The sequence below is a fragment of the Streptomyces sp. NPDC094147 genome, from assembly GCF_044764265.1.
Lineage (GTDB): Bacteria > Actinomycetota > Actinomycetes > Streptomycetales > Streptomycetaceae > Streptomyces.
The window spans coordinates 128,812-138,692 of sequence record NZ_JBIWHT010000018.1 but is presented as its reverse complement, the minus strand read 5'-3'; the positions used below and the strand labels follow the sequence as shown (position 1 = coordinate 138,692).

General features: G+C 72.2%; 9 protein-coding genes. 7 read left to right on the top strand and 2 right to left on the bottom strand.

What is annotated here, in order from left to right; genetic code table 11:
• The first annotated feature begins 436 nt into the window (after window positions 1-436).
• Together ACIQ8J_RS24535 and ACIQ8J_RS24530 are read left to right on the top strand one after the other, a co-directional pair.
• Entirely contained in the window at window positions 437-2,488 is a 2,052-nt protein-coding gene (locus ACIQ8J_RS24535) for a condensation domain-containing protein (RefSeq protein WP_403274250.1), read from the top strand.
• Window positions 2,489-2,557: 69 nt separating this feature from the next.
• Window positions 2,558-2,857 (top strand): hypothetical protein, encoded by a 300-nt coding sequence (locus tag ACIQ8J_RS24530; RefSeq protein ID WP_403274252.1) that lies wholly within the window; start codon window positions 2,558-2,560, stop codon window positions 2,855-2,857.
• Between the two features lie 12 nt (window positions 2,858-2,869).
• Here the strand turns inward: ACIQ8J_RS24530 and ACIQ8J_RS24525 are convergent, their stop codons facing one another.
• Together ACIQ8J_RS24525 and ACIQ8J_RS24520 are read right to left on the bottom strand one after the other, a co-directional pair.
• Entirely contained in the window at window positions 2,870-3,748 is an 879-nt protein-coding gene (locus tag ACIQ8J_RS24525; protein WP_403274254.1) for an SAM-dependent methyltransferase, read from the bottom strand.
• Window positions 3,749-3,851: 103 nt separating this feature from the next.
• The gene (locus ACIQ8J_RS24520) at window positions 3,852-4,709 is read right to left on the bottom strand and encodes a BTAD domain-containing putative transcriptional regulator (RefSeq protein WP_403274257.1); all 858 of its coding nucleotides are present in this window, start codon (window positions 4,707-4,709) and stop codon (window positions 3,852-3,854) included.
• A 298-nt stretch (window positions 4,710-5,007) separates the two neighbouring features.
• On the opposite strand from ACIQ8J_RS24520, the gene fabG reads away from it, so the two are divergent.
• From fabG to ACIQ8J_RS24495, 5 genes are all read left to right on the top strand, one after another.
• Window positions 5,008-5,793, top strand: coding sequence for a 3-oxoacyl-ACP reductase FabG (fabG, locus tag ACIQ8J_RS24515; RefSeq protein WP_399055213.1), 786 nt, complete (start codon window positions 5,008-5,010; stop codon window positions 5,791-5,793).
• Window positions 5,794-6,085: 292 nt separating this feature from the next.
• The gene (locus ACIQ8J_RS24510) at window positions 6,086-6,952 is read left to right on the top strand and encodes a DUF4097 family beta strand repeat-containing protein (RefSeq protein WP_403274259.1); all 867 of its coding nucleotides are present in this window, start codon (window positions 6,086-6,088) and stop codon (window positions 6,950-6,952) included.
• Window positions 6,953-6,977: 25 nt separating this feature from the next.
• On the top strand, window positions 6,978-7,949 hold the full coding sequence (locus ACIQ8J_RS24505) for an ATP-binding cassette domain-containing protein (protein ID WP_403274261.1): 972 nt from the start codon (window positions 6,978-6,980) through the stop codon (window positions 7,947-7,949).
• A complete protein-coding gene (locus ACIQ8J_RS24500; RefSeq protein ID WP_403274262.1) occupies window positions 7,946-8,722 on the top strand; it encodes an ABC transporter permease in 777 nt (258 codons plus the stop codon). Before ACIQ8J_RS24505 ends, ACIQ8J_RS24500 begins: the two co-directional genes overlap by 4 nt.
• A 306-nt stretch (window positions 8,723-9,028) precedes the next feature.
• Complete coding sequence (locus ACIQ8J_RS24495; protein ID WP_403274264.1) at window positions 9,029-9,805, top strand: thioesterase II family protein; 777 nt, start codon at window positions 9,029-9,031, stop codon at window positions 9,803-9,805.
• Window positions 9,806-9,881 lie beyond the last annotated feature (76 nt).

The following is a 9,881-nucleotide window of genomic DNA, read 5'->3' as shown; positions in this document are numbered from 1 at the left end:
TCCAGATGCCGCGCAATCGTCAGCTTGTCCGCCACCGTGAGGTTGATCCCCTCACGCTGCGCACCATCACGCAACGTCGTGTCGAAGACATGGAACCCGTCATCGACGGAGCAGGCCTCGGCCCGCTGCCCCAAGCCCGGTTCTCCCATGGCGAGCTCCTCGTCCTCGTGTCCACTTCTGCCGCCCGGCACGCTACTCACGCCCGGGGTGCCGGGCGGTTTCCTCCAGCGGGTGTGGACGGGGCCTCGAACGGTTCTGATGTGATCCGCCGCACATGTGGAGGGTGCGGGCAGCGACCCGAGCGACCCTTCGCCGGACACTCTCAAGCGCCGTGTCAGCGCCGCGTCAGTCCCGTATGGGCGCGGCCCCTGATACTCGTTCAGCGCTTCCAGAGAGGGAGGGGGAGGGGTCTCATCCGGCGCACCCCGGACAGCCGATGACCAGCAGCCACCCCGCACGCATACCGCAGGACGAGCCGATGACCGTCGTCGTGGACGTCGGCGGCGCCGCTCATGGCGCGCTGCCCGTACTGGACCTGCACGGCCCCGTGGACAGCGCCCGCGTCGAGGGCGCCCTGGACACCATCGCGCTCGGCCACCCGGCCGCCGCCTCCTGGCGTCCCGTGCTCGAAACCCACGACCCCGGGCGCCACACCCTGCGCTTCACCGCGGACGAGACAGCGGCCAGTGCCGACTTCCCGCTCGGGCGGCTCGCGGACCTGCTCACCCACCCGGGCGCGGGCGGCCCGCTGCCCGCACGCCGGGTCGCCGCGACACCGCTCCAGCGCGAGCTGTTCGCCGACGCCGCCGCCCACCCCGGCACCGGCCGCCAGGTGGAACAGCTCGCGTGGAACTGGGACGGGCCGCTCGACCCGGACCGGTTCACGGCCGCCTGGCAGTCCGTCTTCGACTGCGAGAGCGTGCTGCGCACCGCGTTCGAGGACGGACCCGAGCCGGGCGTCGTGGTGTACGACCGGGTCGAGCCCGAAGTGGTACGGCTGCCGCACGGCACCGCCCACTGGCACGGCCTCCTCGAACGCGACCGGCGGCGCGGCCTCGACCCGCGCCGCCCCGGACCGCTGCGCATCACGGTGCTGGGCGGCGGACCGGCCATGTTCGGCACCGCCCCGCCCGTCCGCGTCGTGCTCACCTACCACCGCGCCCTGCTCGACAGTTGGAGCGTGCGCCTGCTGCTGCGCGAGTTCTACCGCGCCTACCTGGCCGGCGGCCGGCTGCCGGGCGGCGAGCGCCGCCCCGACATGGTGGACTACGTACGGTGGCTGACGCGCCAGGACACCGCCCCGGCCCAGGAGTTCTGGTCCCGCGGCACACCGGCCGACCCGGACGCCCCCCGCCTTCCCGCCGGCACCGGCAGTGCCACCGGCAACGGCTGCTTCCGGCTGCGGCTGACCCCGGACGAGACCGCACGCCTGGCCAACTGGGCCGCCACCTGGGGCGTCACCGAGAGCACCGTGCTCCAGGCGGTGTGGGCGCTGCTGCTGCACCGGCTCGGCGGAGCGCGGGGCGCGGCCCCCGTCCGCTTCAGCACCACCGTCTCCGGGCGGGGCATCCTCCTCGACGGGGTGGAACGCCTGCCCGGCGCGCTGTGCAACCCGCTGCCGCTGTCCGTCGTGGTCGACCCGGCCGCCCCGCTGCCCGGCCTGCTGGCCGAACTGCGCGACCGGGAGATGGACACGGTGGCGTACGAATGGGTCTCGGCGGGCCAGATCCGCTCCTGGACCAACGACGCGCTCGTCCCGGCCGACAGCCTCCTCAGCTTCGAGAACCGGCCGCCGGTCCCGGACGAGGTCACCTCCGAACTCGCGGCGCTGGGAATCCGGGTGGAACCCCCGGAGCCCCTCGGCGCGCACACGGCCTTCTCCCTCACCCTGGTCGCCCACCACGACGGCTCGGGCGGGCTCGCCCTGACCGTGTCGTACGACCGCGACCGCCTCGCCGACGCCACCGAGGTCCTCGCGTACGGCGCGCTGCTCCTGCGCGAACTCCCCGACCGGGCCGGGCCGTTCACGACCATCGGCGAGGCCCTCGACCTGCTGTCCGGCATGAACGCCGCGGTCGGCACCCCCGGCACGGGCCGCGCCGGTGCCGCTGCCACACCTGCGCTCGGGGTGCTGCGTCCGGCGGCGCAACCGGGCGCGGGCACCGTCGCCCTCGTCCAGGCGCCCGGGACCCGCCCCTCGTTCTACGACCGGCTCGCGCGGGCCTACCCGGGGCCCGAGGAACTCGTCCTGCTGCGCCTGGTGCCCGAAGGCGCGGCTGCCTGGCACCGCGCCCTCGGCTCCCGGACCGGCGGGGGCGGGCCCGTCACGCTGGGCGCGTGCACCGGCGACGGAGTCGCCGCGTACGAGCTGGCCCGCCTGGTCGCCGCGCACGGCGGCCGGCCGCGGGTCGTGGTGCTGGCCGGGGCCACGGCCGGGGTCGGCGAACTCGCCCGGACGCTCGCCGCCGCCACGCGGCGCGCGTCATGACGTCCCCCGGGACCGGCCGCCAGGCGGCCGCTTCTGTCTGAACCACCCGTCGTACAGCGGAGGTTGGGCATGTCCGAGTCAGAGTGTGTGGACGCACGAGAACGCATGGCGGAACTCGTCTCCGATGCCCGGGTGGAGGCCCTCGGCATGGCCGGCGCCGGCCAGGAGGCCCGCACCCGGGGTGAGATAACCGCCGCCGCGCTGCGCGCGCACGGCGCCCTGTGTTCGGGGCTCGGCCGCAGTGTGCCGGTCACCGCGTTCTCCGCGCCGCCCGGGGTGTGGGGCCTGACCACCTTCCTGGCGGTGTACGCGGCCGAGGGCCGGGCCGGGGCCGCTGCCGCCAAGTCGGGCTCGGAAAAGGCGAGTTGATACGCCGGCTGCTCAGCGCCGGGCGAGGGTGACGCGCAGATTGCTGAAGTACTTGTCCTCCAGCGTGGCCGCGAGAATGCCCAGACAGCGCTCGACGCGGGCCACGCTCTCCTCGCCCGCCAGGACGACGGCGATGTCACGGCACCGGGCCAGCCGCTCCAGCCAGGCGCGGCAGGCGACCGCGAACGACTCGCGCTCGTTCACGATCTCGACGATGTCGAAGACGTCGTCGGCGGCGCGTGCCAGCTCGTGCAGCTGCGGGATGTGCGCGTCGTGGAGCTCGCAGTGCCGCAGGAAGCGCAGGTCGTCCAGGAGCCGGTCGCCCGCCGGGCGGCCGCCGACGGTGATGGTGTGCAGGACGAACCGGGCGCCCGGCCTGAGCGCGCCGCCCACCTTGCCGAAGAAGGCGCCGTACATCTCGGCGCGCTCGCGCGGCCCCAGCGCGTACGGCACGAAGTGCTCCAGGGCGTTGACGCAGAACGCCGCGTCGTACAGCTCCCGGGGGGCGTGGTCCGCCCAGCTCTCCAGCCGGGCGGAGATCCGCGGGTTGCCGAAGCCGGTGATGAACTCCTGCTGGGCGCGGCTGAGGGTGAGGCCGACGGCGCGCTCCACGCCGTGCACGACGGTGAGCCGGTTGAGCATGGTGCCCCAGCCGCAGCCGACGTCGAGGACCCGCCGGGCGCCGGCGGCCCCGGCGAGTTCGACGAACCGGTCGAGCTTGCGCTCCTGGGCCTCGTCCAGGGTCTCGGTCAGACCCTCGCCGTCCTCCCAGTACCCGCCGGAGTACACCATGGTCGGGCCGAGCAGGAGACGGTGGAAGTCGGCGCTCTGGTCGGGGTGGTGCCTGATGGTGTCGGTCCCGGGGGCCGACCGTCCTGGCACCGTCGTCATGTGCGTCCCTAACTCCCGTACGGCATGGCGCTGTTGGGAACCAGGAAAGCGGTCCACTCGCAACAGAGGCGCAACATGGACCGGAGCCCCAGGACGCTGGAGGTCACCTCGAAGGCGGACTGAGGGCCTCGAAGGCCCCGATGAGCACCGGGTCGAGACCGTCCGCGGGCGCCCGCCCCGAGTTCGCGGGACGGCGCCGCCGGGCCGGTTCGGGAGCGCGCAGCAGCTCCAGGTACGCGGCCTGGGTCTCGGGCGCCGGATCGATGCCCAGCTCCTCGGCGAGCACCTCGCCGAGGCGGTGGTAGGCGCGCAGCGCGTCCGCCCGGTTGCCCGCGGCGGCGTGCGCGGTCATCCGGCAGCGGTGGGCGCTCTCCCGGAACGGCGCGCGGCGCACCGCCTCGTCGGCGTAGCGCAGCGCATGGTGCTCGTCGCCGAGGCCGGAGGCCGACCGGCTCGCCAACTCCAGTGCGGTCAGGCGCAGTTCCTCCACGCGATCGCGTACGCCGCCCGCCCACTCGCCCTCGTGGGCGGGCAGGAACGAGCCGCGCAGATTGGCGAGGGCGCCCGCCGTGAGCCGGCGCGCCACGGCGTGGGCGCCGTCGGCGAAGGCCGCCTCCGCCTCGGCGACCGCCACCTCGGCGGCCTCCAGGTCGACGGCGGTGTCCTCCGGCAGCCGCAGCAGATACCGGCCGCTCTGCGAGACCAGCGGGGTCTCGCCCGGGTTGAGCAGGGGGCTGGAGACGCAGGAGCGGACCCTGCTGACCACCCCGCGCAGGGCGGCGGCCCAGGTGTCTGGCAGGCCTTCGGGCCAGATGGTGTCGGCGAGGTGTTCGCGGCTGGTCCCCGCGTCGCGTTCCAGCACCAGCCGGGCGAGCGCCGCCTGGGCCTGGGCGCTCGACACGTGCACGGGGGCCAGTCCCTCGTGCTCGATGGTGACAAGCCCCATGAGTCTGATCAGCAACTCCGGCTCCCCTCCGGTCATCGGCGGCGCCGCGCCCCTCGGTCTGCGGCCTTGCGCGGCTCTTGCGTCTGTCGCCATTGAAGCGGCCGACGGCTCCAACACGGCTCAAGAACGGCACGAGATGGCTCCGCCGGGTGCGGACCCGCCGCACCGGACCGCAGCCGAACAGCCGCGCTCTTCGAAGCCCGCTCGAAGCCCGCTGCACTCCCGTCTCAGGATCGGGTGGCCCCGCCGTCGCGCGGGCTACGTTGCCGGGGCATCGTCAAATCCGCCCAACGGGTTCGTGGAGGCTCATGCGATGACGGCACCGACGAGGACCACCGCCCTGATCACCGGCGCGACGGGCGGCATTGGCCTGACCGTGGCGCGTGATCTGGGCCGGCGCGGACACCGGGTCTTCATCTGCGCGCGCACCGAGCAGCAGGTCAAACAGACCGTCGAGGATCTGCGCGAGGAGGGCTTCGAGGCGGAGGGCACCGGGGCCGACGTCCGCGACCGCGCATCGGTGGCCCACCTCGTCGCCGCCGCCGTCGAGGCCTTCGGCCCGATCGGCATCCTGGTCAACAACGCGGGGCGCAGCGGCGGCGGTGCCACCGCCGACCTCGCCGACGAGCTCTGGTACGACGTCATCGACACGAACCTCAACGGGGTCTTCCTGGTGACGAGCGAGGTGCTCAGAAACGGCGGCATGGCGGACGCGGCGTACGGCCGGATCGTCAACATCGCCTCGACGGCGGGCAAGCAGGGCGTCCTGCTCGGCGCCCCCTACTCCGCCTCCAAGCACGGCGTCGTCGGGTTCACCAAGGCGCTGGGTAAGGAACTCGCCCCCCGCGGCATCACCGTCAACGCGGTCTGCCCCGGCTATGTCGAGACCCCCATGGCCGAGCGGGTCCGCAAGGGCTATGCCGCCGCCTGGGACACCACGGAGGGGTTCGTGCAGGAGCAGTTCGAGGCGCAGATCCCGCTCGGCCGCTACTCGACCATGGAGGAGGTGGCGGCCCTGGTCGGCTATCTGACCACGGACAGCGCCGCGTCGATCACCGCGCAGGCGCTCAACGTCTGCGGCGGACTCGGCGCCTTCTGACCTCCGGCCGAGGGGCCCCGGCCTGTTCCGCCGCCCGCTCGGATCGCCCGTTCACCCCCACTGACCTGCCGTGATGCCGTCATGTGTCAAGTCTGGCGCCACTATGGCTCGCCATGGCGCCACATGTGTGCCATAGTGATGACACGACCTCGCACCACGGAGGCCGAACGAACTGCGAACGCCGTGCGCTGCACCGTGCGACGTTCGACAACGCAAGAGCGCCATGCCTGCCGGAACCACTCGTCACCCGTCGACCAGCGGGGACGCCCAACAGACTGAGGATGGGGAAGCCATGCCTACCTTCGAGACCCCGAAGCCGATCACCGCCACGCTCCACGTCGAGGCCGGCAGCGCCCGGATCGTCTCCGGCGACCGCGGCGACACCGTGGTCGAGGTGCACCCGACGACCGCCGGCAGCGAGGCCGACGAGCGGGCGGCGGAGCAGACCCGCGTCAGCTACACCGACGGCAAGCTCCAGATCAAGACGCCGAAGGGACGCGTACTGAGCGGCGCCCCCGGCTCCGTCCGGGTGGAGATCGCCCTGCCGCGCGGCTCCCGCGTCAACGGCACCGCGTCGCGGGGCCACTTCGTCGCCAAGGGCCAGCTGGGCGAGACCAGCCTGACGACCATGGACGGCGACATCCAGATCGACCACGCCGGCGACGTCCAACTGCGCACCCAGAACGGCGACATCACCGTCGAGCGCACCCGCAGCGCCGAGATCACCACCGGCAGCGGCGAACTGCGCGTCGGCGAGATCGACGGCACCGCCGTCATCAAGAGCTCCAACGGAAACACCGAGATCGAGGAGATCACCGGTCAGGCCCAGCTGAGGGCCGCCGAGGGCAACATCTCGATCGGCCGCGCCCACACCGACGTCACCGCGACCTGCGCCACCGGCGACATCACCATCGAGGAGGCCGGCGGCCGGGTCGACCTGCGCACCCAGATCGGCAACATCCAGCTCGGCATCCCCGAGGGCACCGCCGCCTGGCTCGACGCCAACGCCCAGTCGGGCACCGTGCACCGCCTGCTCGACTCCGCCGACGGTCCGGGCGAGTACGGCGTGAGCGTCGACGTGTACGTCCGCACCAGCCGCGGCGACATCGTGGTCCACCGCGCCAACCAGCAGGCACCGTTCGCCGCCAAGGGCATCTGAAGCAGCCACGGAAAGGAGCGGCACGATGTCCGTCCTCACTGAAGTCACCGCCCCGCCCATGGGGATCACCGCACTCGGACTGCGCAAGGCGTACGGCGACAAGGTCGTACTCGACGGGGTCGACCTCCAGGTCCCCGAAGGAAGCGTCTTCGCGCTGCTCGGCCCCAACGGGGCCGGCAAGACCACCACCGTGCAGATCCTGTCGACGCTCATCGCCGCCGACGCGGGCCACGCCCAGGTGGCGGGGCACATGCTGGCGGACGACCCGGACGGCGTCCGCTCCTCCATCGGCGTCACCGGCCAGTTCGCCGCCGTCGACGGTCTGCTGACCGGCGAGGAGAACCTCCTCCTGATGGCGGACCTGCAGCACCTCTCCCGCCGGGAGGGCAGACTGCGCGCCGTCGAACTGCTCGACCGGTTCGAACTGACCGAAGCGGCCGGCAAGATGGCCTCCACCTACTCCGGCGGCATGCGGCGCAAGCTGGACCTCGCCATGACCCTGGTCGGCGAACCGAGCCTCATCTTCCTGGACGAGCCGACCACCGGACTCGACCCGCGCAGCCGCCGCAACCTGTGGGAGATCATCCGCAATCTCGTGGACGACGGCGTCACCATCTTCCTCACCACCCAGTACCTCGAAGAGGCCGACCAGCTCGCCGACAAGATCGCCGTACTCGACGGCGGCCGGATCGTCGCCGAGGGAACCGCCGAGGAGCTCAAGCGGCTCGTCCCCGGCGGCCACATCCGCCTCCACTTCGCCGACCTGGGCCGGCTCGACGCCGCCGCCCACGCGCTCGGCCACGGCATCCGCAACGACGAGGCGCTCACCCTGGAGATCCACAGCGAGGCCAGCGTCCCGGCGCTGCGCTACCTGCTCGACCAGCTCGACTACGCCGACGTCGAAGCCACCTCCGTGACGGTGCACACCCCCGACCTCGACGACGTGTTCCTCGCCCTGACCGGCCGGCCCAACTCGCAGAAGGAGAGCGTCCGATGAGCGCCACCTCGTACGCCGTGCGCGACTCCAGGACGATGCTGCGCCGCAACCTCAAGCACGCGCGCCGCTACCCGTCCATGACGATCTCGATCGTCGCCATGCCGATCCTGATGCTCCTGCTGTTCGTGTTCGTCTTCGGCGGCGCGCTCGGCAACGGCATCGGGGCGGGCAGCCGGGCCGACTACACCAACTACGTCACCCCCGGCATCCTCCTGATGGCCGTGACCTCCGGCGCCATCTCGACCGCCGTGTCCGTGTGCACCGACATGACCGAAGGCATCATCAACCGCTTCCGCACCATGGCGATCTCCCGCGCCTCCGTGCTGACCGGCCATGTCCTCGGCAACGTCATCCAGACCATGATCAGCCTCGTCCTGGTGATCGGTGTCGCCCTCGCGGTGGGCTTCCGGCCGACCGCGGGACCCGTGCAGTGGCTCGCCGCCCTCGGCATCCTCGCCCTGCTCGCCTTCTCCCTCAGCTGGCTCTCCGCCGCGATGGGCCTGGGCGCCAAGACCATCGAGGCCGCCAGCAACGCCCCGATGCCGCTGACCTTCCTGCCCTTCCTCGGCAGCGCCGTCGTCACCCCCGACTCGATGCCCACCGGGCTGCGCTGGTTCGCCGAGTACCAGCCCTTCACCCCGATCAACGAGACCCTGCGCGGACTGCTCTTCGGGACCGAGATCGGCAACAACGGCTGGATCGCGCTCGCCTGGGGCGTCGGCCTCAGCCTCCTCGGCTACCTGTGGGCCCGCTCGGCCTTCGCGAAGCGGTAGGCGCTCCGCCGGATGCGCGGTACCGCATCACCAGAGAGTTGGACGATCCGATGACGGGGCCGTCCGGGCGAAAGCCCGGCGGCCCCGTCGGCGTTTTGAATACCGCTCGGCAACCGCTCGAATATCGGCCGATGCCGCCCGCATTTCCCTTGCATGCCCGCTGCGGACGCTCATAAGCTCGGTGAGAAATTAATGCGTATCGTGCCGCCGACGGCACACGCAACCCCGCCGACATCACCCGACCGGTGATCTCCGCGCCACGTTCTCGCATTCCGTCGAGCGTTTCCTCACTTCTGTAGAGGGGTCATGACTACACAAATACGCCGGCCCGGCCTGGCCATGGAGAGCCCGTTCATCTGGCGGGCCCGCCGGCCCAACAGCCGTCATCGACTGATCTGCTTCCCGCACGCGGGCGGCGGCGCGAGCGCGTTCGCCGACTGGGTGCACGCGCTGCCCGCCGACATCGAGGTGGTGGCGATCCAGCTGCCCGGCCGCCAGAGCCGCATCCTGGAGGACCCGGCCACCGAGGTCGAACCGCTGGTGCAGGAGGTGACCGAGGCCCTGCGCCCGCTCCTGACCGGTTCGTTCTCCTTCTTCGGCCACTCCTGCGGGGCGCTGCTCGCCTACGAGGTCGCGCAGCTCCTGTACGCCGAGGCCGGGCCCCGGCCCGAGCACCTGTTCATGTCCGCCCAGCCCTCGCCGGCCGCCGCCGCGCTGCGCCCGAAGATCCACAGCCTGTCGGAGGAGGAGTTCCGCGCCGAGGTCATGCGGCTCGGCGGGTTCAACGAGGAGGTCGCCCTCGACGAGGACGCCATGGACGAGCTGATCCCCACCGTGCTGGCCGACTTCGCCCTCTGGGAGCAGCACGCCATGACGATCGGGCCGCTCATCGACAGCCCCATCACCGTGATGGTCGGCGAGGCGGACGTCCGGGCACCCCTGGACACCATCGAGGGCTGGGGCGACCACACGTCGGCCGGCTTCGACACGCAGATCTACCCCGGCGGTCACTTCTACCTCTTCGACCCCGGCACGGACACGCAGGTCTTCGAGTTCCTCACCGAGACGCTGCTGGCCCCGTAGGCGCCGCGCCCGCCGAGGAAGCGGCGGGCGCCGCAAACGGCCCCCAACCGGCCTCGAACGAGTCTGTAGTGCTTTC

Coding starts and splice junctions, on each gene's coding strand:
- ACIQ8J_RS24525 (WP_403274254.1), bottom strand. CDS start 3,748: ATGACGACGGTGCCAGGACGGTCGGCCCCCGGGACCGACACCATCAGG.
- fabG (WP_399055213.1), top strand. CDS start 5,008: ATGACGGCACCGACGAGGACCACCGCCCTGATCACCGGCGCGACGGGC.
- ACIQ8J_RS24535 (WP_403274250.1), top strand. CDS start 437: ATGACCAGCAGCCACCCCGCACGCATACCGCAGGACGAGCCGATGACC.
- ACIQ8J_RS24530 (WP_403274252.1), top strand. CDS start 2,558: ATGTCCGAGTCAGAGTGTGTGGACGCACGAGAACGCATGGCGGAACTC.
- ACIQ8J_RS24505 (WP_403274261.1), top strand. CDS start 6,978: ATGTCCGTCCTCACTGAAGTCACCGCCCCGCCCATGGGGATCACCGCA.
- ACIQ8J_RS24510 (WP_403274259.1), top strand. CDS start 6,086: ATGCCTACCTTCGAGACCCCGAAGCCGATCACCGCCACGCTCCACGTC.
- ACIQ8J_RS24495 (WP_403274264.1), top strand. CDS start 9,029: ATGACTACACAAATACGCCGGCCCGGCCTGGCCATGGAGAGCCCGTTC.
- ACIQ8J_RS24500 (WP_403274262.1), top strand. CDS start 7,946: ATGAGCGCCACCTCGTACGCCGTGCGCGACTCCAGGACGATGCTGCGC.